Source organism: Streptomyces sp. NPDC002742 (genome assembly GCF_042888885.1).
GTDB lineage: Bacteria > Actinomycetota > Actinomycetes > Streptomycetales > Streptomycetaceae > Streptomyces.
Genome location: NZ_JBIAQF010000002.1, coordinates 164571 through 187652, shown reverse-complemented (window position 1 = coordinate 187652; position 23082 = coordinate 164571). Strand labels below are relative to the sequence as shown.

Annotated in this window: 16 protein-coding genes; 10 read left to right on the top strand and 6 right to left on the bottom strand. The window is 71.7% G+C overall.

Annotated features, from left to right (window positions below; all coding sequences use genetic code 11):
• Nucleotides 1–319: 319 nt before the first annotated feature.
• Together ACFYW8_RS03560 and ACFYW8_RS03555 are read left to right on the top strand one after the other, a co-directional pair.
• Nucleotides 320–886: an RNA polymerase sigma factor gene (locus tag ACFYW8_RS03560; RefSeq protein ID WP_389067160.1), complete on the top strand. Its 567-nt coding sequence runs from the start codon at nucleotides 320–322 to the stop codon at nucleotides 884–886.
• Nucleotides 883–1380, top strand: a complete 498-nt coding sequence (locus tag ACFYW8_RS03555; protein ID WP_389067156.1) for a hypothetical protein — start codon at nucleotides 883–885, stop codon at nucleotides 1378–1380. Before ACFYW8_RS03560 ends, ACFYW8_RS03555 begins: the two co-directional genes overlap by 4 nt.
• A 130-nt stretch (nucleotides 1381–1510) precedes the next feature.
• On the opposite strand, the gene ACFYW8_RS03550 is transcribed toward ACFYW8_RS03555, so the two are convergent.
• Nucleotides 1511–2488: a beta-ketoacyl-ACP synthase 3 gene (locus tag ACFYW8_RS03550; protein WP_389067151.1), complete on the bottom strand. Its 978-nt coding sequence runs from the start codon at nucleotides 2486–2488 to the stop codon at nucleotides 1511–1513.
• Nucleotides 2489–2892: 404 nt separating this feature from the next.
• Here ACFYW8_RS03550 and ACFYW8_RS03545 point away from each other — a divergent pair, with 404 nt between their 5' ends.
• Both ACFYW8_RS03545 and ACFYW8_RS03540 read left to right on the top strand, forming a co-directional pair.
• A complete protein-coding gene (locus ACFYW8_RS03545) occupies nucleotides 2893–3210 on the top strand; it encodes a response regulator transcription factor (protein ID WP_389067147.1) in 318 nt (105 codons plus the stop codon).
• Nucleotides 3207–3962, top strand: a complete 756-nt coding sequence (locus ACFYW8_RS03540) for a 4'-phosphopantetheinyl transferase family protein (protein ID WP_389067143.1) — start codon at nucleotides 3207–3209, stop codon at nucleotides 3960–3962. Before ACFYW8_RS03545 ends, ACFYW8_RS03540 begins: the two co-directional genes overlap by 4 nt.
• 12 nt (nucleotides 3963–3974) lie before the next feature.
• Here ACFYW8_RS03540 and ACFYW8_RS03535 read toward each other — a convergent pair whose 3' ends face one another.
• The 5 genes from ACFYW8_RS03535 to ACFYW8_RS03515 all read right to left on the bottom strand — a co-directional run bounded on the left by ACFYW8_RS03535 (nucleotide 3975) and on the right by ACFYW8_RS03515 (nucleotide 8467).
• Nucleotides 3975–4889 (bottom strand): SDR family NAD(P)-dependent oxidoreductase, encoded by a 915-nt coding sequence (locus ACFYW8_RS03535; RefSeq protein ID WP_365873866.1) that lies wholly within the window; start codon nucleotides 4887–4889, stop codon nucleotides 3975–3977.
• 62 nt (nucleotides 4890–4951) lie between these two features.
• Complete coding sequence (locus ACFYW8_RS03530) at nucleotides 4952–5959, bottom strand: SDR family oxidoreductase (protein ID WP_365873868.1); 1008 nt, start codon at nucleotides 5957–5959, stop codon at nucleotides 4952–4954.
• The gene (locus ACFYW8_RS03525) at nucleotides 5956–7281 is read right to left on the bottom strand and encodes an NAD(P)/FAD-dependent oxidoreductase (protein ID WP_389067134.1); all 1326 of its coding nucleotides are present in this window, start codon (nucleotides 7279–7281) and stop codon (nucleotides 5956–5958) included. The genes ACFYW8_RS03530 and ACFYW8_RS03525 overlap by 4 nt, the downstream gene beginning before the upstream one ends.
• A gap of 62 nt (nucleotides 7282–7343) precedes the next feature.
• Nucleotides 7344–8219, bottom strand: a complete 876-nt coding sequence (locus ACFYW8_RS03520) for a class I SAM-dependent methyltransferase (RefSeq protein WP_389067130.1) — start codon at nucleotides 8217–8219, stop codon at nucleotides 7344–7346.
• The gene (locus tag ACFYW8_RS03515; protein ID WP_389067127.1) at nucleotides 8216–8467 is read right to left on the bottom strand and encodes an acyl carrier protein; all 252 of its coding nucleotides are present in this window, start codon (nucleotides 8465–8467) and stop codon (nucleotides 8216–8218) included. Before ACFYW8_RS03515 ends, ACFYW8_RS03520 begins: the two co-directional genes overlap by 4 nt.
• A gap of 369 nt (nucleotides 8468–8836) precedes the next feature.
• Between ACFYW8_RS03515 and ACFYW8_RS03510 the strand changes: the two genes are divergently transcribed.
• The 6 genes from ACFYW8_RS03510 to ACFYW8_RS03485 are packed head-to-tail and all read left to right on the top strand — an operon-like array spanning nucleotide 8837 to nucleotide 23080.
• A complete protein-coding gene (locus ACFYW8_RS03510) occupies nucleotides 8837–9685 on the top strand; it encodes an alpha/beta fold hydrolase (RefSeq protein WP_389067124.1) in 849 nt (282 codons plus the stop codon).
• 51 nt (nucleotides 9686–9736) lie between these two features.
• Nucleotides 9737–15679, top strand: a complete 5943-nt coding sequence (locus ACFYW8_RS03505; protein WP_389067119.1) for a type I polyketide synthase — start codon at nucleotides 9737–9739, stop codon at nucleotides 15677–15679.
• A gap of 3 nt (nucleotides 15680–15682) precedes the next feature.
• Nucleotides 15683–19648 (top strand): type I polyketide synthase, encoded by a 3966-nt coding sequence (locus ACFYW8_RS03500; protein WP_389067113.1) that lies wholly within the window; start codon nucleotides 15683–15685, stop codon nucleotides 19646–19648.
• Nucleotides 19630–20640, top strand: coding sequence for a 3-oxoacyl-ACP synthase III family protein (locus ACFYW8_RS03495; protein WP_389067108.1), 1011 nt, complete (start codon nucleotides 19630–19632; stop codon nucleotides 20638–20640). The genes ACFYW8_RS03500 and ACFYW8_RS03495 overlap by 19 nt, the downstream gene beginning before the upstream one ends.
• Complete coding sequence (locus ACFYW8_RS03490; protein WP_389067103.1) at nucleotides 20637–22034, top strand: NAD(P)/FAD-dependent oxidoreductase; 1398 nt, start codon at nucleotides 20637–20639, stop codon at nucleotides 22032–22034. The genes ACFYW8_RS03495 and ACFYW8_RS03490 overlap by 4 nt, the downstream gene beginning before the upstream one ends.
• Nucleotides 22031–23080 carry an AfsA-related hotdog domain-containing protein gene (locus tag ACFYW8_RS03485; RefSeq protein ID WP_389067099.1) on the top strand — a complete coding sequence of 350 codons (1050 nt, stop codon included), beginning with the start codon at nucleotides 22031–22033 and terminating at the stop codon, nucleotides 23078–23080. Before ACFYW8_RS03490 ends, ACFYW8_RS03485 begins: the two co-directional genes overlap by 4 nt.
• The last annotated feature ends 2 nt before the right edge of the window (nucleotides 23081–23082 follow it).

The following is a 23082-nucleotide window of genomic DNA, read 5'->3' as shown; positions in this document are numbered from 1 at the left end:
CCGACGGCCCCCGCCGCCCCCGCACCCCCCCGCCCCCGGCCGGCCCGCGGGGCCCCCCCCCCGGCGCGGGGGGGGGCCCCCCCCGGGTGGGGGGGGGGGGGGCGGCGCCCGGGCGGGCCCCCCCGCGACGGGCATCCTCGACGTACAGGAAGAGGCCGTACGGGGCCGAAACACTCCCCGGGCGCCTGAAGGAGTTCCGGCCAGTTGCGTGACCTGGGGAGTGCGCGCCCAAAAGCCCCCCTCTGTCCCTGTGAAGCTCACGCGTCGACGCGGCCCCGCTGACGGTGGAGCGTCGACCTGCGAGGGAGGAGAACGACGCATGAACACAGCCGACACAGGCTTCCTGCCGCCCCGGCCGGATGCCCGGCAGCCGTCGGAGGAGGATCCGTGGGCCAGGGCGGCCCCCCTCGTCCGGGCCGCCCAGACCGGTGACGCCCTGGCTCTCAACGATCTCCTGGACCTGCTGACGCCGTACGTCAGCAGGTTGTGCCGTCCGATCGCGCTGGCCGACAGCCCCGACGCGGTGCAGGAGTCGCTCATCGCGGTCTTCCAGGGGCTGCCCAAGCTGCGGGAGCCCCGCGCCCTGTACGCGTGGGTCCGCACGATCACCGTGCGCGAGGCCGTGCGGGTGGCGCGGCGCGCGGAGCACGAGACCCCGGTGGGCGAGCTCGCGGACCTGCCCTCGGTACACAGCCCGGAACTCGCCGCCGATGTGCGCGACGTACTGCGCCGGCTGTCCACCGAACACCGCGCCGTCCTGGTCCTGCGCGAGCTGGAGGGACTCGACGAACGGTCGGCCGGCCGGCTCCTGAACATCTCCTGCGGCACGGTGAAGTCACGGCTGCACCGTGCCCGTCACAGCTTCCGAAAGGCGTGGGCGCGATGAGCGTTGACTGGCCGACCACCGAACTCGACCCTGTGCGCCGCCTGCGCGTCATGGCCGCGGGCCTGAACGCGGTCATGTACGCGGACGCCCACCTCGACAGGCCCTTCGCGGACGTCTGGGCGGTGGCGAGCGACCTGGAGGGCGAGCTGCCGCACCTGGTGCCGACGCTGCGCGCCTTCCACCTGTCGCCCGCCTCCGGGCCCCGCCGACACGCCTGGGCCTACGGACCTCTCGGGCACCGCGCCCGGTTCGAGGTCATGCTGCAGCCGGGATGGTGCCTCATGCAGAGCGGATGCGTCATCGGGGGGATGGCGGCCGTCCCGGAGGGTTCCGGGACACGGTTCGCGGTCCTCGGCGCGCTCCGGCACAGCGGGCCCTCCTCCGCCCTGAGAACGCTGCGCCCGCTCGGCAGCAGCCGCGGCCGGCGCATGATAGCCCGCGCCAGACTCCGGGCCGAGGCACGCTTCGCGCCCCGGCCGGCCGACGGTCCGTGACCGGGGGCCGTCCCGCCGGCGGACCGCTCACCCGGCCCACGTCCGCCCCGGCCGCTCGCGGCACCCGACGCGATGCCGGTCCCTGCCGGCCGGGGGGACCGGCAGCGCGTCGGACCGGGGCGCAGCCGGGTCAAGGGCAAGTCACCACCTGCGCCGCATAGCTGAGCCCGGCACCGAAGCCCATCAGGAGGACCGGGTCGCCCGACCGGATCTGGCCGAGGTCGATGAGCCGGGTCAGGGCGAGCGGGACGGAGGCCGCCGAGGTGTTGCCGGTCTCCACGATGTCGCGGGCGATCGCGGCGTTCGTCGCGCCGAGGCCGGCCGCGAGGCGCTCTATCATCCGCAGGTTGGCCTGGTGGGAGACGAAGCCCTTGAGACTGTCCGGGGACAGCCCGGCGCGAGCGCAGGCCGCGGCGGCGACCTGCGCCAGCTCCGTGGTGACCCAGCGGTAGACGGCCCGACCGTTCATCGTCACGCTGCCGCGCCGGTCCGGAATGGCGACCAGGCCCGCCCTCTCCCCGTCGCCGCCCCACACCACCGGGTGGATCCCCGTGTACTCGGCGGAGACGACGACCGCGGCACCCGCCCCGTCCGCGAACACCGTCGCGGTGTCCACGTCCGCGGGGTCCACCCAGTCGGTCATCCGCTCGGCGCCGACGACCAGAGCGCACCGACTGGTACCCGAGCGGATCAGGCCGTCGGCGATCCCGAGTCCGTAGCAGAAGCCCGCGCAGGCGGCGTTGACGTCGAAGGCCGCGACCGTGGGGATGCCCAGCAGGGCGGCCACGGACGCCGCGCCGTTCGGCATGGGGGAGGGCATGGAACAGGTGGCGAGGACGAGGAGGTCGACGTCCGCCGGGCCCAGTCCCGCGGTGGAGAGAGCCTTCGCGGCGGCCGTGGCACCCATACCCGTCAGGGAGTCGTCCGGGCCCGCGAAGCGCCGCTCGCGGATACCGACCCGCCGTTCTATCCACTCGGCGGAAACGCCGAGCGGATCCCCCAATTCCGAATTTCCCACGATGCGTTCGGGCCGGACCCCGGCCACGGCCGCGATGCGGGAGCCGGCTCCGGCATCAACGGTGATCGGTACGGAGGGATAGGACGACATAAGGTCACCTCGGTGAATCTGCGGCGGCGGGCAACTGGGCGGCTGCGTGCAATTGCACGTTTCCTGGAATCCGAATGCAGGCAGCACTGGGCAGAGCGGCGGAAGCTCAAGCTTCCATCAAATTTCCGCCGCTCCACGGAGACGGGAAACGCCTGGCCTCACGTCTGGTCCTCGGCACCGGATTCACCACCCTGATGCCCATCCGACAGGTGAACTCCCTTGCCAGGATGTAAAGTTGAGCAATCAATAAGTTACTTCACGATCAGCATCCACTAGTATTGTCGGCTGACAGCTTCTCGACACGGAGGTAGGGTGCGGAGATCACGGGGGAATGGCCGTCCATGGCCACGTGTTCATTTATTTCCTCGTGCGGGAGACGATTCCATCAAGGAGTTGGAGAGCGCATGAACGGGGACCACGCAACCACTGATGAGACCGAATCACGAATAGGGTTCGGCGGCGGTGTGGGCTTAGCGCGGGTAGAACGCTCGGCCCTGCAGAAGCTGACACCGCGCGAGCGCGAAGTACTCAGCGTCCTGTCGATCGGCGAGGGGAACAGAGCTCTCGCCCGCCGGTTCGGCATCGCCGAGCGAACGGTGAAAGCCCATCTGACCAGCATCACGCGGAAGCTGGGACTGCGGAACCGGGTCGAGGCCACGCTCCTGTCGGTGCGGTGGGCGGACGAGCTCCGCCCGGGCGGACAGAATCCCGAACACGGGTGACGATCCGTCCGGCAGGACCCTGCGAGGTCGCCGTCTGGACCTTGTGGATCCCCGATCACGCGGCGGTCGCGGCCGACAGCGCGTGGACACTCGGCGCCGAGGAAACCGAACGGGCCGCCCGCTTCCAGGACCCGGCGGCGCGTGAGCGCTATGTCACCTCCCATGTGGGTCTTCGCGTGCTGCTCGGCGGGTATCTGGGGATGGCGCCGCAGGACGTGGGGTTCCTCCGCGAGCGCTGCGGGATGCCGGACTGCGAACGGCCGCACGGACGGCCGGTGATCGCCGGTCCGCCCGGGCCGCATTTCTCCCTCTCGCACGCCGAGGACGCGGCCCTGTACGCGATCGCCGGCACGCCCGTCGGCGCGGACATCGAGTCGGCGGGACTGGTGGGCGACGGCCTGGAACGCGCGGGCGGGCGCTTCCACCCCGCCGAGCGGCGTGCCGTCGCCGCCCTCCCCCCCGCCCTGCGCGAGAGGGCTCTGCTCGGCTGCTGGGTGCGCAAGGAGGCGTACCTCAAGGGCATCGGAACCGGGCTCGCCGGCGGGCTCGGCCGCCATCACGTCGGCCTCGCCGAGGAGTTGGCACCCCCTTGGGCCCCGCCGGGGCCGGCGGGCTGGTCTCTCGCCGACGTGAAGGCGCCCGACGGCTACCGGGCCGCGGTCGCCGTCCGCGACGAGGACGCGCCGGACGGCACGGGCAGGCCGGGCGGCCCACGTCCCAGCGTGCGGGTCGCCGAACTGCGTCTGTCCTGACGTCACTTCCGCCTACTGCGGTCCGGCGGCGCCGACCACCTTGTTCAGGCGGTGCATCCGCGTGGCCAGGCTCATCCGCCCCTCCAGGCGGAAGGCCGGGGGGCGACGGCCGTCCACGTCGTCGAAGCCGTACTCGACCGCCAGGTCGCCGGTGCTCAGCACCGTGCCCGTGCGCTCCATGACGTCCGGGTCGGCGAGCAGGGAGGCGATGGCACGGCCCACGTACTCCGGGGAGTGCACCACCGACGCCGGGCCGCTGCCCATCGCCTCCCAGGCCGCCTCGACCCGCTCCGTCCGCACGAAGCCCGGGTGCAGGGAGACCGCCGCGACACCACTTCTGCGCAGGTCGGAGGCGACGCCGCGGCACATGCGGTCGGAGGCGGACTTGAACACGTCGTAGCCGACCTGACCGAGGTAGATGTCCCCGTCGGAGAAGCTGATGCCGACGACCAGACCGCTCCCCTGCGAAATCATCAGCGGGACCAGCCTGCGCGTGACGTCGTACTGCCCGCGGAGCGAAGACTCGAACAGTTCGTAGCGCCACATCGGCTGCTCCCAGAAGGGCGCGTCGAAGCGGACCTCGGCGGACCGCTCGTACCCTCCCCAGGCATTGGTGACCAGAAGGTCCAGACGGCCGTGGCCGGCCCTGATCCGCTCGGCGAGGGCTTCGTTGTCCCCCGCCGCCGCGTGGTCGCAGCGCAGGGCGATGCCCGTGCCGCCGCGCCGCGTCACCTCGTCGGCGGTGTCGTCGACCGTGCCGGGCAGGCCCTCGGTACGCCGGCCCGTGCGAGTGCTGCGGCCCGTGACATACACGGTCGCGCCCGCCTCGCCGAGCGCGAGCGCGATACCGCGGCCCACGCCTCGGCTGGCCCCGGTGACCACGGCCACCTTTCCGCCCAGGTCCGGAGCGTTCCACACGTCGTTCACGCCAGAGTCCTTCCGTTGGTTCGGGAGTGCGCCCTTTTTCGTACGGTGTCCGCGTCGCCTTCTCAGCCGAGATGCTCGGCGGCGTACTCCAGGCCGGCCAGGTACGCGGCCGTGCCGTCGACATGCGGGATCGAGTAGCGATCGCGCAGCTCCGCCATGGAGGAGGGCAGGACGCCGCCGCTGCACCTGGTGACCTCGCTGACGTCCCTGAGGACCGAGAGATACGAACGGGTCAGCGGGGGTGTCTTCGCTATGGCGTCCGGGGCGAGTTCGTCGGGGTCCACCAGCGGCGGCAGGTTCAGCGAGCGGCCGCGCCCGGCCGCGTGCTTGACCAGGAGCTGGAGACAGGTCTCGACATCCATCGCCTCCTCGCCGTAGGTCACCCAGAACTCGCCCTGCTCATGGCCGAGTTCGACAGCGCGCAGCACCGCCTTCGCCAGCAGGTCCTGTGGGACGAAGTCCATCCGGATGCCCGGGTGCACGGGGACGAACGGTGCCCGGCCCCGGCCGAGCCAGTCCGACATCAACTGCACGATCTGGCCCTGTGAGGTCCAGCCCGTCGTGGAGTCGCCGATGAGGTTGGTGGGCCGGAACACGGTGTGCGGCAGTCCGCTGTCTCGCAGGAGTTGCTCCGCCCGTCGCTTGGAGCGGATGTAGTTCCCGCAGACGTTCTCCTCGCCGAGCGGCACGGGCGCGTCCTCGGCGAGGGCCGCCACGAAGGCCGTGCCCATGAAGTGGACCGCGGCACCCGCCTGTTCGGCGAACTCGATGACCCGGCGGGTGCCCTCGACGTTGATCGGCCCGTAGCGCTCGGCCGGCAGGCCCCACTCGGTCAGCCCTGCGGAATGGATGACGGTGTCGACCGAGGCCACGAGCGCGGCATGGCTGTCCGCGTCCAGCCCGAAACGCTCCGCCGTCAGGTCCAGGGAGACCGTGGACTCCGCGGCCGGGATCCGCGCGCTGTGGACGGCGGAGATGATCCGCGGCCCGTCGGCACCGTTCTCCCGGAGGATGCTGCGGCCCACCACGCCGGAGGCTCCGGTGAGCAGGACCGTGCGACGCGCGCTCATGGGCGGGACTCCTTCCACTCCATCAGGCGGGCCATCGCGCGGGCGCCGACATAGAGAGCCGGTTCGGGCGGGAAGTCGGCTGGGGGCTTACGTCGCTCGTCGTCCACGAAGAGCAGCCGGGTGTAGTCGGTGTCCTTGCCGAGGGTGAGGTCGCGCAGGACCTTGCCACCGGTGTGGGTCGCGGCGATGCCGTTGCCGCAGTAGCCGTATCCGTACAGGATGCCGCCCCCGCCCAGGGAGCCGAAGTGCGGAGCGTAGTCACGCACGACATCGGCGGTTCCGCCGTACGCGTAGGTGAACCGGAGGTCGGCCCACATCGGGAAGAACCGCAGGAACTCACGGTGGATCTCGCGGTAGACCTCGGTGCGGTTCATGTTCCGCTGCCGTTTGTCCCGGCCGAAGTAGTACGGAGCGGGTCCTCCCGCGAACATGACACGGTTGTCGTGCGTGAAACGGGCGCATGTGAGAAGGGACTTGGCCTCGACCATGCCCTCACGTCCGGGCCACCGCACCCGCGCGAGCTGCGCGTCGGTGAGGGGCTCGCTCACCATGGCGTACGTCCAGATCGGCACGACCTTCCTGCGGAAGGGCGGGAAGGCGTCCATATGCACGTTCGTGGCGAGGACGACCTTGTCCGCCGTCATCCGGCCACCGGTGGTGATCACCGTAGGCCGCACGCCCGGCTCGACGCGCAGGCAGGGCGACTTGTCGTAGATGGTCACGCCCTTCTCGCGCACCACGCGGGCGAGGCCACGAGCGAGCTTGAAGGGGTTCACCAGAGCACCGCCGGTGCGCATGCCGGCCAGGATCGCGGGCGAGCCGATGACCGCCCGGGACTCCTCCCGCGTCAGGATCTCGGCCCGTGCCGCGCCCATCCGCTCGGCGAGTTCGCGGTCGTGCCGCAGGCGCTTGAGCTGGGCCGCGTCGGTGGCGACCATCAGGTAGTCATTGGCCTCGTACTCCGCGTCGACACGGTTCCTGCGGGTGAACCTGCCGATCTCCAGAATCGACCTGCCCACGGCCTGGGAGGCTTCCAGTGCCCTTTGCAGACCGAATTCCTTGACCAGAGCCTGGATGTCCTTGCCGATGGTGGGCGTGACGAATCCGTCGGCGCGGCCCGACGCCCCGTAGCCGGAGTGGTTCGCCTCGACGATACGGATGTCGAGCGCTGGCTCGGCCTCTTTGAGGAAGTAGGCGGTCCACAGTCCGGTGAAACCGCCCCCGACGATGCAGACATCGCAGTCCACGGTTTCCCGCAACGGGGCTTCGACGGTGACCTGTTCGGTGTCGTGCCAGTAGACGACGTGCTTGTATGCGTTCACTGAGTGCTCCTCAACAGGGCCACCGTGGAGCTGTCGGTCACCAGGATCCCGTGGACGTCACCTCACACGGCTTCGAGGATCATCCTGGACAGGCCGAGGTGGCGGTTCGTGAAGTGGCCGACCGTCGAGCCCAGATAGCGTTCGTAGTTGGCGACGTTCTCCTCGCCGGCGGCCTTGACGGCCTGAGCGCGGTTGGCCTGGAGGCGGTTCAGCCATTCCTGGCAGGTACGGCTGTAGTGGTCCGGGTCGGTGCGCAGATTCACGATGTCGAAACGTTTCTCGCTCGACTCGATGACCTCGGAGAGGGCCGGGATCTCGGATTCCGGGAAGATGGTGTCGATGATGAACATCAGATCACGGACGGTCTGCTTGTCCATCTGGACGTTGTTGCCCTTGATGTTGGTCTGCAGCGCGATCCGTCCGCCCTTCGGGAGCCATGTACGGCACCGGTCGAAGAACTCCTGGTACGCGGCGACCCGTTCGGCGCGAGACAGGCCCGTGCGGGCAAAGTGCTCGAAAGCACCGATGGAGATGATGGCGTCGTAGGGCTCGTCCGGTTCATGGTCGAGCCAGTTCTCCACCCGCACCTCGGTACGCGGCAGAGCCGCCCGGCGCAGCCGTTCGGCCTGGCTCTCGCTGAGAGTGAGGCCGACCGCCCGCTGCACACCATGGGTGTTGACCAGGCGGTCGAGCAGACTGCCCCAGCCGCAACCGACGTCCAGGACCCGGCGGGCGCCGGCCGCCCGCGCGCCCTCGATCAGATGGTCCAGCTTGCGCTTCTGGGCCGCCTCCAGAGTGTCACCGGAGTCGTTCTCGTCCCACAGCGCGCAGGTATAGGTGAGATCGGCGTCCAGCCACAGGGCGAAGAAGTCGTTCGACACGTCGTAGTGGTGGCGAATGGACTCGGCCGTCGCTCCCCGGTATTCGCCGGCCGTCACGCGGCGGCGCCGCCCTTCTCGCTCTCCTGCGCCAGCTTCACCAGGTCCGCCACGGTCCTGACACTCGCGGCCCTGCTCTCATCGAACTCGATCTTGAGGTCGTCCTCGATGGTGTAGACGATATCGGCTATCTGCAGACTCGAAAGTCCGACCGACTCGAAAGCCGTATCGGCATTCAGGTCATAGGAATCCGCTTTGCTGCCCAGCTTCTTGGCAATGCGGGAACACACTTCTTCAGCAGTGATCACAGGATGCCTTTCGACTATTGAGGCGATGAGCGCCAGAGATTTCCCAACGTCCACGATCCGGCCACGCCACCGAGCGAGTCGGGGCACATTCGAAGGCCGGTACGAAACGCCGCCGATGGCAGGACGGAGATTCCAGCGCGGGACGGGAGTTGCCACGGTACCCAGGGGACCGACGGGGCACTATTGCCCTTTAGGGCAGTGATCGTTTTCAACAAACATACTGCTGGCGAAAAAGGGGCTGACATGTTTTGCTTGCCGAGGCTCACCCGGCCGGGGGTAAGTACGCCGCGAGCTGACCCTGTGCGGTGGTATCTGCCGCGGGCGGCCGCTGCAGCCCCGTCTCATCCGACGAGGACCAAGGAGATCCGAATGGCCGAGGTACACCTTGCGGCGGGCACGGTGGAGTACCAGGACACCGGCGGAGAGGGGCCCGTAGTGGTCCTGCTGCACGGTGTCGCGATGGACGGCTCCCTGTGGCGGAACGTGGTGGCACCTCTGCGCGCGGAATTCCGTTGTGTGATCCCGACGTTGCCGCTGGGCGGACACCGCATTCCGATGAAGGCCGACGCCGATCTGTCGATCCCCGGTGTCGCCCGGCTCGTGGCCGAGTTCCTCGACGAACTGGACCTGCGGGACGTCACTCTGGTCATGAGCGACTGGGGCGGGGCTCAGGCACTCGTCGCCCTGGGCCGGGACGAGCGGATCGGCCGTCTCGTCATCACCTCCTGCGAGGCGTTCGACAACTTCCCGCCGGGCGTGCCCGGTTCCAATCTGTACACCTCCGCGAAGATGCCCGGAGGTATCAACTTCGCCTTCAAGCTCCTGAAGTTGAAGCCGATGCGGCGCCTTCCCATGACCTGGGGCTGGATGAGCAAGCGGCCCGTCCCGCACGAGGTGATGGACGCGTGGTTCGAGCCCCTGTGGACCTCCGCGGAAATCCGCCGGGATCTGCGGAAGTACGTCCTGGGCGTACCGCCCAAGGACGAACTCCTCGCCTGGGCGGAGAAGTTGCGGGAGTTCGACCGGCCGGCGCTCGTGGTGTGGGCCGCCGAGGACAAGGTCATGCCGCTCGCGCACGGGCGCAGGCTCGCGGAGCTGCTGCCCAAGAGCGAGCTCGTGGAGATCGCGGACAGTTACACCCTCATCCCGGAGGACCAGCCGGATCGACTCGCCGCGCACCTCCGGTCCTTCCTGCTCACGGGCAGGGCCACCGACTAGTCAGGACGGCTCGACCCGTCCGCAGCCGCTTCCCTCGCGCGGGAAGCGGTGATGAGGCGTGGGCGCAAGGCGAAGGACGACGACGTGGAGGACGGCATGGCGGACGCGATGGACCCGGGCGATCCGACGGACGAGCGGAGCAATCCCCTGACGGTGCGGCTGGCCGCGCTGCCGGCGGATGCCCGGTACCCGGTCCTGCTGGACCTGGTGCGGGAGAAGACCGCGGAACTCCTCGGCTCCGACCCCGGGGATGTCGATCCCGACCTCGCCTATCGCGACTTCGGCTACAACTCCCTGGCCGCGGTGGAGCTGACGAGCAGTATCGGCGCGGCTTGTGGGTTCGAACTGCCGCTGACGCTGCTGTTCGACCATCCGACGCCCGCGGCCGTGGCGAAGCACCTGCTGTCGACACTGGGGTTCACCCCGGCGGACGCGCAATCTCCGCGGACCGTCCCGGAGCGGGCCGACGACGAGCCGATCGCAGTCGTCGGAATGGCGTGCCGCTACCCGGCCGGAATCGCTTCCCCCGCCGACCTGTGGGACGTCCTCGCCGCCGGGCGGGACGTCGTCTCGGACTTCCCCGCCGACCGCGGCTGGGACCTGGACGGCCTCTTCTGCGACGATCCGGAGCGGGCCGGTACGAGCTATGCCCGCACCGGCGGCTTCCTGGAGTCCGTCGCCGACTTCGACGCCGACTTCTTCGGTGTCGCGCGGCGCGAGGCAATGGCGATGGACCCGCAGCAGCGGCTGCTCCTGCAGACGGTCTGGGAGTCCCTCGAGGACGCGGGCATCGATCCCGGCACGTTACGGAACTCCCCGACAGGGGTCTACGTCGGCAGCAGCGGCCAGGACTACGAACAGCTGGCCCGCTCGGGCCCGCTCGAGCTGGAGGGCTACTGGGGCATCGGCTCGGCGGGCTCCGTCCTGTCCGGCCGCATAGCCTACGCGTTCGGCTTCGAAGGCCCGGCGCTCACCGTCGACACGGCCTGCTCGTCGTCCCTGGTGAGCGTGCACCTGGCGACCCGGGCGCTGCGCGACGGCGAGTGTTCGCTCGCGCTCGCCGGCGGCGCCGCCGTGATGACGACGCCGAAGGTGTTCACGGAGTTCAGCAGGCAGCGGGCCCTGTCACCGGACGGCCGGTGCAGGTCCTACGCGGAGGCGGCCGACGGTACGGGCTGGTCCGAGGGCGTCGGGATCCTCGTACTGGAGCGCCTCGGTGAGGCACGCCGGCTCGGCCACCGTGTCCTGGCGCTCATCCCCGGCTCGGCCGTCAACCAGGACGGTGCGAGCAACGGCCTGACGGCGCCCAACGGGGCCGCGCAGCGCCGGGTCGTCACACAGGCGCTCGCGGCGGCCGGCCTTCGCCCCGGTGACATCGACGCGGTGGAGGGGCACGGCACGGGCACGAAACTCGGTGACCCGATCGAGATCGATTCGCTCACGGCGGTGTTCGCCCAGGACCGTCCCCCGGCGCGGCCGCTGCGACTCGGCTCCATGAAGTCCAACATCGGCCACAGCCAGGCCGCGGCGGGCGTCGGCGGACTCATCAAGATGATCATGGCTCTGCGTCATGAGGTTCTTCCCAGGACCTTGCACGTCGACAAGCCGACGCCCAAGGCGGACTGGACGAGTGGCGCGGTGTCCCTGCTGACGGAGCCGGCCCCGTGGCCGCGGAGCGGGCGCGTCCGCCGGGCCGGGGTGTCGGCGTTCGGGGTCGGCGGAACGAACGCGCATGTCGTCCTGGAGGAGGCACCCGGCGACGAGCCGGCCTCGCGACTCCCCGCCGGGCAAGGCGAGACCGGAGCCGCCGGGCACGCGCTGCCTGTCGTGCCCTGGGTTCTCTCCGCCAAGACCCCGGCCGCCTTGCGGAAGCAGGCCCGGCGTCTGCACGCGCATCTCACCGCGCGGCCCGAAGGCACGCCCGCCGAGGTCGGGGCCGCGCTCGCGCTGACCCGGGCCCACCTGGGCCACCGTGCCGCCGTCACCGGTGCCACGCGCGACGAGTTGCTCGGCGCCGTGGCCGCCCTGGCGCACGGGGAGGCCGTCGACGGAATGCCCCTCGCCCGTGCCCGCAGCGGCGGCGGCAAAGTCGTCTTCGTCTTCCCCGGACAGGGGTCCCAGTGGGTCGGTATGGGGCGTGAACTGGCCGCCGCGCAACCGTTGTTCGCACAGGAGCTGCGGGCCTGCGCCGATGCGCTGGCGCCGTTCGTCGACTGGTCGCTCGACGACGTGCTGCGCGGTGCGCCCGGCGCGCCCCCGCTGGAACGTGTGGACGTCGTACAGCCCGCGCTGTTCGCCGTGATGGTCTCGCTCGCCGCGCTCTGGCGGCGGCACGGGGTGCATCCGGACGCCGTCGTCGGACACTCGCAGGGCGAGATCGCCGCCGCTTACGTCGCCGGAGGGCTGTCCCTGGAGGACGCGGCCCGCGTGGTGGCGCTGCGGAGCCGGGCCATCGCCGACGTGATGGCCGGGCTCGGCGGGATGGCGTCGGTGACGGCGTCCCCCGAGAGGCTTCTTCCCCTGCTCGGACGGTGGGGCGAGCGCCTCTCCGTGGCCGCCGTGAACGGGCCCTCCTCGACGACCGTCTCCGGGGACCCGGACGCCCTCGACGAACTGCTCGCGTGCTGTGCCGCCGAGGACATCTGGGCCCGTCGCGTCCCCGTCGACTACGCCTCGCACTCCCCTCAGGTCGAAGCCGTGAAGGAGCGGCTCGCCGAGGTCCTCGCACCCCTGCGACCACGCTCCGGCGGGGTCCGCTTCCACTCCACCGTCACCGCGGCCGAGTTCGACACGGCGGGGCTCGACGCCGGCTACTGGTACCGGAATCTGCGCCGGCCCGTCCGCTTCGACCCTGTCGTACGGGATCTCCTCGCACACGGTCACACGACGTTCATCGAGGTGAGTCCGCACCCGGTCCTCACGGTCCCGCTGGAGCAGACGGTGGAGGCGACGGGCGCCTCGGCCGCCGTCTTCGGCTCGGCCCGGCGCGACGGCGAGCTGGCGCGCTTCGTCGGTGCCGTCGGCGACGCGTACGCGCACGGAGCGCCGGTGGCGTGGGACGCCATGTTCGACGCGGACACCGCACGGCGGGTCGAACTCCCCACGTACGCCTTCCAGCCGGAGCGGTACTGGGCCGTTCCACGGGCCGTCACGGGCGATGTCACCGGCGCCGGTCTGCTCGGCACGGGGCACCCGCTGCTCACCGCGGCCACCGCGCTCGCGGGCGGCACGGGGTGGCTGCTCACCGGTCGGGCCTCCCGGAGTACGCACGGCTGGCTGGACGACCACGCGGTCCACGACAGCGTCCTGATGCCCGGCACCGCCTTCGTCGACATGGCGGCACGCGCCGCGGCACTGGTCGGCTGCGATGTGGTCACCGAGCTGACGCTGGAGGAACCACTGGCCTTCCCGGACGCGGACGCGGTGGATCTGCAGGCCTCCGTGGGGACGCCGGACGGGGCGGGGCAACGGCCGGTCACCCTGTATTCACGCGCCGCCGACGCGGAGGAGGAAGCGGCGTGGACGCGGCACGCGGCCGGCCTCCTGGGGACGGCGCCGCCCGGCGATTCCCCGACGGAGCCGACCGCCTGGCCCCCACCCGGCGCCACACCCGTGGACATCGACGACCTGTACGAAAGCCTGGCGGACCGGGGCTTCGGCTACGGTCCCGCCTTCCGGGGCCTTCGGGCCGCCTGGCGGCACGAAGGCAGCCTCCTGGCGGAGGCGGACATCACTGCGGACCCGGAGGGCTTCGGGGTGCACCCCGCGCTGCTGGACGCGGCGTTCCACGCCCAGCTCGGGGAGACGACGGGCGCGGACGCCGGGTCGGCGCGGGTCTGGCTCCCGTTCACCTGGTCCGGCGTACGGATCGCCCGCCCCGGGGCCACCCGCCTGAGGGTGACGCTCACCGCGCAGGGCGAAGGCGTGGTTCAGATGTCCGCGACCGACGAGACCGGCACCCCGGTGGTCTCCGTCGACTCCGTGGTGGCCCGCCCGGTGTCCCCGGCAGGGCCGGCATCGGTGCGCTCGGCCACACGGTCGCTGTTCCGTCTGGAATGGCAGCCGGTGCCGGCCCCGGCCGCAGCGGCGGGACCCGGCGGGCCGGTCGCGGTCCTGGGCACCGTCGAAGGGGCCCAGGACCCCTCGGCCACAGCCGATTTCGCGGCGTACCCCGATCTGGCCGGTCTCCGCGCCGCTCTCGACTCGGGTGCCCCCGTCCCGGACACCGTGATCGCACCCGAGTTCGCTCCGCGCACGGTGCCGAACGCGGTGCCGAACGCGGCGAAGGCCCGTGCCCTGGCGGCCCGCACCCTCGCGCTTCTCCAGGAATGGCTCGCCGACGAGCGCCTGGCCGCCTCCCGGCTGGTCCTCGTCACACGGAACGCCGTCGCTGTCGCTGCGGACGCCGGCACCGTCCAGCCGGGCCTCGCCCCCCTCTGGGGTCTCGTCCGTGCCGCGCAGTCCGAGCACCCGGGGCGATTCACGCTCATCGACGTGGAGGGAGCGGAAGGTCCCGCCTTGTCCGAGCTCCTCGCCGGGCGCGAGGGTGCGCGGGGTCCGGCACTGCCCGCGCTTCTCGCCACGTCCGAGCCCCAACTCGCCGTGCGCGACACGATCCCGTACGTACCGCGCGTCGTCCGCGCGCACGCCTCCGGTGAGCCGCTCCCGTTCGCCGTGGACGGCACCGTCCTCATCACAGGCGGCACAAGCGGGATCGGCGCCCAGGTGGCCCGGCACCTGGTCGCCGAGCGCGGTGCCCGGCATGTGCTTCTCGCGAGCCGTCGTGGCCGCGGGGCCGACGGCGTGGCCGGGCTGGCCGCCGAACTGACCGCGCTCGGCGCCGAAGTCACCGTCTCCTCCTGCGACTTCGCCCAGCGGGCGGACGTGGCCGGGCTCCTCGCCTCCGTCTCGCCGGCGCATCCGCTCACCTCCGTGATCCACTCTGCCGGGGTCCTCGACGACGGGCTCCTGGAAACGCTCACTCCCGAACGCCTCGACCGTGTCCTGCGGCCCAAGGTGGACTCCGTGCTCCATCTGCACGAGCTGACCACCGAAGCCCCGCTCCAGTCCTTCGTGCTCTTCTCCTCGGTGGCCGGGACCATCGGCGGGCCGGGCCAGGCCAACTACGCCGCCGCCAACACCTTCCTCGACAGCTTCGCCCGGTGGCGGCGCGCGCAGGGGCGGCCCGCCCTCTCCCTCGCCTGGGGACTGTGGGAGGAGACGAGCGTCATGACCCGGCATCTCGTGGGCGGCGCAATGGCGCAGCTCGGCAGATCAGGGCTCGCCCCGCTCGCGACCGCCGAAGGGCTCCGGCTCTTCGACGCCGTGCACGGCACCGGTGACGCGCTCCTGCTGCCTGCCCGGCTCGACCTGGCGGCCCTGCGCGCCCAGGGCCGCGACGGCACACTCCCCGCCGTCCTGCGCGCCCTCGCCCCCACCGCGGCCCGTCCGGCGGAAGCCCTCGGCGGTGCGCTGCTCGCCCGGCTCGGCGCCACACCGCCCGAAGAGCGGGACGCGATCGTCGCGAGCGTCGTCACCACGGAGATCGCCGCAGTTCTCGGCCATGCCGACACCGGGACGATCGACCCGGAACGGCCCTTCAAGGAAATGGGACTTGACTCGCTCGGCGCGGTGCGGCTGCGCAACCGGCTCAGCCGGGCCACCGGGCTCACCCTGCCGTCCACGCTCGTCTTCAGCCACCCCAGGATCCCCGCGCTCGCGGCCCATCTGCGGACCCTGCTGGAGGAGCGCACCGAACCGCCCGCGCGGGAGCAGGCCGCTGCCGCCCTGTACGCGGGTCTCGACCGGCTCACCGCGCTCCTTCCCTCCGTCCCGGCGTCCGAGCTCCGCTCCGTGAGCGCCCGGCTGCGGTCCCTCCTCGCCTCGCTGGAGGGCACGGAACCCGGCACCCACGACAGCCGCGGGCAGCGGATCGACGACGCCACCGCCGACGAGATGTTCGACCTGATCGACAACGACCTGGGGGTGGTCTGAGCCATGACCGACGACGACAGGACCCTGCGCTACCTCAAGCGCGTGGTCGCCGAACTCCAGAGCACCCGCGAGCGGTTGCAGGAGGCCGAGCAGCTCCTGTACGAGCCGGTCGCGGTCGTCGGCATGGCCTGCCGGTATCCCGGCGGTGTCACGTCCGCCGCCGATCTGTGGGAGGTCGTGGACCAGGGGCGTGACGTCGTCGGACCCTTTCCCGACGACCGGGGCTGGGACCTCGACGGCCTCTTCGACGACGACCCCGACCACGTCGGGACCACGTACGCCCGATCCGGTGGATTCCTCGACAGGGCGACGGAGTTCGATGCCGAGTTCTTCGGCATCGGGCACACCGAGGCGCGTGCCATGGACCCGCAGCAGCGGCTGCTCCTGCAGACCGTCTGGGAGTGTCTGGAGGACGCCGGAATCGACCCCGGCCCACTGCGCGGCTCCCGTACGGGCGTGTTCGTGGGGACGACAGGGCAGGACTACGCCCTGCTCGCGCGCTCGGGTCCGAGCGATCTGGAGGGCTACTGGGGCATCGGCTCGGCGGGCAGCGTGCTGTCGGGGCGGGTCTCGTACGCCATGGGCTTCGAGGGGCCGGCGCTCACCATCGACACAGCGTGTTCCTCGTCCCTGGTCAGTGTGCATCTGGCGGCGCAGGCACTGCGCCGCGGCGAGTGCTCTCTCGCACTCGCCGGTGGGGTCACGGTGATGTCCACGCCGGGCGTGTTCACGGAGTTCAGCCGGCAGCGCGCCCTGTCGCGGGACGGCCGATGCCGCTCCTACGCGGAGTCGGCGGACGGAACCGGCTGGGGCGAGGGCGTCGGAGTCGTCCTCCTCGAGCGGCTCGGCGAGGCCCGGCGGAACGACCACCGCGTCCTCGCCGTCGTCCGCGGCTCGGCGGTCAACCAGGACGGCGCGAGCAACGGACTGACCGCGCCCAGCGGTACCTCTCAGCAGCACGTCATCAGCCAGGCGCTCGCCTCCGCCCGTATCCGTGCGGCCGACGTCGACGCCGTCGAGGGCCACGGCACCGGGACCACACTCGGCGACCCCATCGAGATCGACGCGCTGGACGCCGTCTACGGCCGACAGCGCGGGGAACGACCGGCTCTCTTCCTCGGCTCGTTGAAATCCAACCTCGGGCACAGCCAGGCGGCCGCAGGTGTCGGCGGGCTCATCAAGATGGTCCAGGCCCTGCGCCACGAACTGCTTCCGCGGACCCTGCACGTCGACCGGCCCACGTCGAAGGCCGACTGGTCCGGCGGCATCTCCCTGCTGACGGAGGCCACGCCCTGGCCACGCGGGGAGCGGGTCCGTCGCGCGGGCGTCTCGTCCTTCGGCATCAGCGGCACCAACGCCCATGTGGTCGTCGAGGAAGCACCGGCCGCCCGGCCGGAGGTGGACGAGGAAGAACCGCCCGGCCTTCCCGCGGTCCCTTGGGTGCTCTCCGCCAGGACTCCCGCCGCGCTGCGCGACCAGGCCCGCCGCCTCCACACCCACCTCGTCGCGCATCCCGGCGCCGGGCCCACCGAGGTCGGCGCGGCCCTCGCCCGTGGCCGCGCCCGCTTCGAGCACCGGGCCGTCGTCATCGGCGCGGACCGTGCCGAACTCCTCGCCGGTCTCGCGGCGTTCGGCAGGGGCGAGCATTCGGCCAACACCGTGCAGGGCGTCGCGGCACACACCGGCAAGACCGCCTTCCTCTTCTCCGGCCAAGGCTCCCAACGCGCCGGCATGGGGTATGAACTCGCCGCCGCACACCCGGTGTTCGCGGAGGCCCTCGACGCGGCCTGCGCCGAACTCGACCGCCACCTGGAACGACCGCTGCGGCAGGTGCTGTTCGCCGCCCCGGGCACCCCGGAGGCAGAGCTCGTGCACCGCACGGGCCATACCCAGCCAGCCCTGTTCGCCCTGGAAGTCGCCCTCTACCGCCTGGTCGAGTCGTGGGGCCTCACCCCCGACCTCCTGTTGGGCCACTCGATCGGCGAACTGTCCGCCGCTCATGTCGCCGGGGTCCTCTCCCTCGCCGACGCGAGCGCCCTGGTCGCGGCCCGCGGCGCGCTGATGCAGGCGCTGCCGAAGGGGGGCGCGATGGTCGCGGTGCAGGCGTCGGAGGAGGAGGTGCGCACAAGCCTTTCGGGGTACGAGCGGTTGGCGGTGGCCGCCGTCAACGGGCCCCGCTCTGTGGTCGTCTCCGGTTCTGCGGACGACCTCGACACCTGGGAAGTTCCCTGGCGGCAGCTGGGCCGACGCACCCGCAGGCTGCGGGTGAGCCACGCGTTCCACTCACCCCTGGTGCGCCCCGTGCTCGGTCGCCTCGCCGAGATCGCGGGCGGTCTGAGCTACCGGACACCGCGCATCCCGATCGTCTCCAACGTCACCGGCACCCTCGCCGACCCGGCCGCGCTCGCCACCCCCGGCTACTGGGTGCGGCACGCCGAGCATCCGGTCCGCTTCCACGACGGCATGCGCACCCTGGAGGACGCGGGGGTGACCGCGTTCCTGGAGCTCGGCCCGGCCGGGGTACTCACCGGCATGGCGCAGGAGTGTCTGGCCGAACCGTCCGCCGCCGTCCTCACCTGCGCGCTCGACGGGCGCGGGCCCGAGCCCGCGGCCCTGCTGACCGCGCTCGCGGAGCTGCACACCCACGGCGCCGGCGCCGACCCGGCGGTGCTGTTCCCACCGGCCGCCGGGCGTGGGGTGAGCCTTCCCACGTACGCTTTCCAGTCACGCCGCCACTGGATCGACGTATCGCCGACGGTCCTCGGTCCGCAGCGGGCGGACAGCGGCGCGCCCGCCCCGAGCCGGACTTCGAACGAGTTCGAGGAGCCGGCCCGGGACGTCCTGGAGCTGGTCCTGGCCGCGGCCGCCCTCGTCCTCGGATACGAGGACAGCACGCAGGTGGACGCGGAGAAATCCCTCCTGGAACTCGGCATCGACTCCCTCGGCGCCGTCCGGCTCCAGCGGCGGTTGTCCACCGTCACCGGGCTCGACCTGTCGGCGACACTCCTGGTGGACCACCCGACCCCGGTGGCGGTCGCGGATCACCTGCGGACGCTGGTCGGACAGACCACGCCCGAGGCGCAGGAGCCCCAGGAGGCCCCCGCCCCTGCACCCGCACCCGCACCCGCACCCGCCCGGACCCCGTACACCACCCGGCTCAGGTCCGCCCACGTCCGCGGTGAACTCGCCGCCGCCGTCCCGTGGTTACGGGAGGCCGCCGCCGCGCTCCCCACCTTCTCCTCCCCCGGCCGGCTCACCGCAACGACCGGACCCACCCTCGTCTCCGACGGCGCCGCCGAGCCCGCCGTGGTGTGCGTGCCGTCGTTCCTGGCCGGTTCGGGCCCGCACCAGTTCGCGCGGTTCGCCGCGGGCTTCCGCCGTCGTCTGCGGATGTCCGCGCTCACTCTGCCCGGCCTCGGCGCGCCCTCGCCCCTCCTCCCGAAATCCTGGCGAGCGGCGGTCGACAGTCTGGCGGCCGCGACTCTCGCAGCCGCGGCCGGGGCCCCCGTGCTGCTCGCCGGGCACTCCATCGGCGGAGCCTTCGCGCATGCCGCGGCGGCGAGCCTCGAACGCGCCGGACACCAGGTCGCGGGGGTCGTCCTGATCGATACGTACGAGCCCGAACCCGCCCGGCAGAGCGAGGTCTTCGCATGGGCGATGGGCCGCATCCTCGCCAGGGACCGGCCGTCGGCCGGCGTCGACGAGGCGGGCGTGCTGGCCATGGGCGGATATCTGCGTCTCTTCGACGACTGGGCCGCCGATCCGCTCACCGCCCCGGTACTGCTCCTCACGGCCGAACGCGGCCCCGAGGCATCGAACAGCGAGGGCTGGCGGGTGTGGCGCGCGGCGGACACCGTCACACCGGTCCCGGGCGATCACTTCTCGCTCCTCGAGGAACACGCCGCTGACACGGCACGGACCGTCGAGGACTGGCTTCGAAAGGAACGTTCATGCAGCCCGTCGGCATAGTCGACTTCGGGAGCTATCTGCCCGAGAACGTCGTGGGACCCGAGTTCTTCCACGACCCGGACGCCCCGGTGGACCCACTCGCCGGCGCCCCGCTGTTCAAGGTCCCCGCGACACGGCACCACGTCGCTCCGGACGAGCGCGCCTCAGACATGATCGCGAAGGCGGCCGAGCCGCTCTTCGAGCGGCTCGGGAGGAAGCCCCGGGCGGATGTGTTCCTCACGAACGTGCTGCTCCCGGACGAGCCGTTCATGGGCGTCGGCGCCCAGGCCGCGCACCGGCTCGGCATCAACCCCGAGTGGGTCGTGGACCTGCACAATGGCGGCTGCGCCTCGTTCGTCTACATGATGCAGCTGGCGCAGAAGATCATGGCCGACGGCTCCGCGCGCACCGCCCTGATCGCCAACGTGCAGAACACCGCGGGGCAGATGTTCGCCCAGTCCGAGGTGCGCAAGCACCCCCACGCGGCGGTACCGGGCGACGGCTGTGGCGTGGCCTATCTGGAGGCGGGCGGTGGTTCGCCGATCCTCGGCATACGCAAGCGGAGCACTCCCGAGTACTCCGTCGACCTGGGGCTGTCCGCTCCGGACGGGCGCAAGTACTGGGAGCCGGGCACCGGGCAGACGGACATCTGGTTCGACAACGGGAAACAGGCTCAGATCCTGGGGCGCGGCAACACTCTGGTCCCCGAACTCGTCCGGGAGCTCTGCTGGGACCTCGGCGAGGAGCCGTCCGGCATCGACGTCCTCGTCACCAACCAGCCGAACCGGATCTTCCTGAAGAACTGGCGGCGGGCCCTGGACCTCGACGAGAAGCGGCACTTCGACACCTTCGACCGCTTCGGCAATCTGTACGGCGCCGCCGTGCCCGTCACCCTCGACCAGGCCGCGCGCGCCGGCGGGCTGCGCGACGGCGACCTCATCGTGATGTCCGGTTTCGCGCACGCCGGCGACTTCGCGGCCGCGGCGGCGGTGCGCTGGAACGGTGTGTCGTGAACGGCGGCACGGAAGGCACCGCGTCGGAGCACTTCGACGTCGTCATCGTCGGAGCGCGCTGCGCCGGCTCCACGCTCGGCGCGCTCCTCGCGCGCCGAGGGCTGCGGGTCGTCGTGCTCGACCAGGCCGCACGGATCCGTTCGACGCTCTCCTCGAACATCCTGCAGGCAGATTCCCTGGAATTCCTCAACCGTCTTGGCGTGACGGACGAGTTGAGGGCGGCCGGGGTCACCACGATGACTCATGTCGACATGCGTCTGGAGGAGTTCCGCTGTGTGGCGGCCTTTCCGCAGCGGGAGGGGGACGCCGGCGGCGCGGCGTGCATCCGCCGAGAGGTCCTCGACCCCGTACTGGTGGGTGCGGCCCGCGCGTCCGGCGCCGAGGTGCGCCTGGGCACCCGGGTGGTCGGGGTGGTCCGCGAGGACGGCCGCGTCTCGGGGGTCAGGGCCGTGTCGGGGGGCACCGAGACCGTCCTGCGCGCCCGCCTCGTCGTCGGCGCCGACGGCCGGAACTCCAAGGTCGCCGAGACCTGCGGCTCCCGCATGTACAACGTCAGCCCGGGTGAACGCGGCTACTACTGGACCTACTTCGAAGGAGCGGACCTCGGCGAGCACCCCACCTTCGTCTTCCACCGCTGGGGCGACCGGCACATGCTCGGCGGCCCCGCCGACAACGGCCTGTACATCGTGGGCGTCTCCCCCCAGCAGCACGAGCGGGAGTCCTTCCGGGCCGACCTCGAAGGCTCCGTGCACGCCCACGCCCTGCGCTGCGCGCCCATCGCCAAGGCCCTTTCGGGCGCCACCCGGGCGAGCAAGATCTACGGTCTCCGCCGTTTCGCCGGGTACTTCCGCGAGGCTGCGGGCGCCGGCTGGGTGCTGCTCGGGGACGCCGGACACTTCAAGGACCCGGCGGGCGGGCGGGGCATCGGGGACGCCTTCCACCAGGCGGAGCGGCTCGCGCCCGCGATCTCGGCGGCGCTGCCCCACTCCGCCGGAATCGACCTCGCCACCGCCGAGTTCGGCACCTGGCGGGACCGCACCTACGCCGAGTACTACGGACTGGCGGCGGACCTCGGTGTCGCGGGCCCCATCGCGGGCGTCGTCCCGCGGGTCGTCGGCAGGCTGCACGCGAAGGGCAAGGTCGACGGCGTACTGAACCTGCTGAGCCATCGCGCCTCCGTCATGGAGGTCCTCACCCCCGGGCGGGTGCTCGGCGCCACCGGCGCGGTCGTACTGCGCGGCCGCGGCCGACGCCGTGCCGCGCTCGGCGAGTTGGGCCGGCTCGCCACCACGGAGATCCGCCGCCGCAGCGCCATGCGCACGCCCGTGTATCAGAGCGGCCCCCAGCCGCGCCCCGTACAACAGGACCCACCTGAACCGGAGTCGATCCGATGACCAGTCCTCTTCCGTACGCGATCGTCCCCGGCCCACTGCTGCCGCCCGGCGTCGAGCTGGGCTTCGAGCAGACCGTGCCACGCTCGTTGGCGCACCGCAGACAGATCGGCGAGGTCTTCGTCGCCGACTCCGCGCAGAGCTCGGACGTCGACTTCCATCTGTCGTTCCAGATCCCCCGCGCACACAGTCTGTGGTCCGACCGGAACGGGGCGTATCACGACTCGTTCGCGTCCGCCGAGGCCGCGCGGCAGTCCATCTTCGTGCTGTTGCACCGCCATGTGGGCGTGCCCGTGGGGCTGCCCTTCAGCCTCCAGCGGATCACGCTGCGCGTCGAGGACCCGACGGCGTACGCGGACGACGGGATCTCCGCGCTCCAGGGCCATCTGCACTACCGCGTCGCCGAACGGCAGGGCAAAGGCTCCGACGTGGTGAGCATGACACTCGAAGGCGTCATGGAGATCGACGGACGGCGGGCGATGACGCTCGGCGCGGTCCTCGCCTTCATGTCGCAGGAGGACTACGACGTCTTCCGCGCCTTCCAGCGGGCCCAGAAGCCGGTGGAGGGTACCCGGCCGACCCCGGCCCACCGGCTCGCGCCCGCCCTGGTCGGCCGCGAGATCCCGCGCAATGTCGTCATCGGTTCGACGGGCCCGAAGGGCTCGGAGCCCGACGACGGCACGATCCGCTACCTCCTCGCCGCCGACCGGCGCCATCCTGCCTTCTTCGACCACGAGTACGACCACGTGCCGGGCCCTCTGATGGTCGAGGGCATGCGGCAGGCGGCCGTCGCGGCGGCCTGCCGGAGCGGGGCCATCGCGTCCCCGCACGCCCTGGCCGTCGGCTGCGACGCGGCCTTCCTGGACTTCGCCGAGTTCGAGGCGGACGTCGTCTACGAGGCGCGGGTCTCGGCCCCCGGCGCGGACGGCAGCCTGCCGGTGGCCGTGCGCATCCAGCAGTTCGGCAAAACGATCGTCGAGGGCCGTGTCGAGCTGTTGCCCGACGCCGGCCCGCATCCCCGTTCGACCGCACAAGGCCACGGAGTCTGATT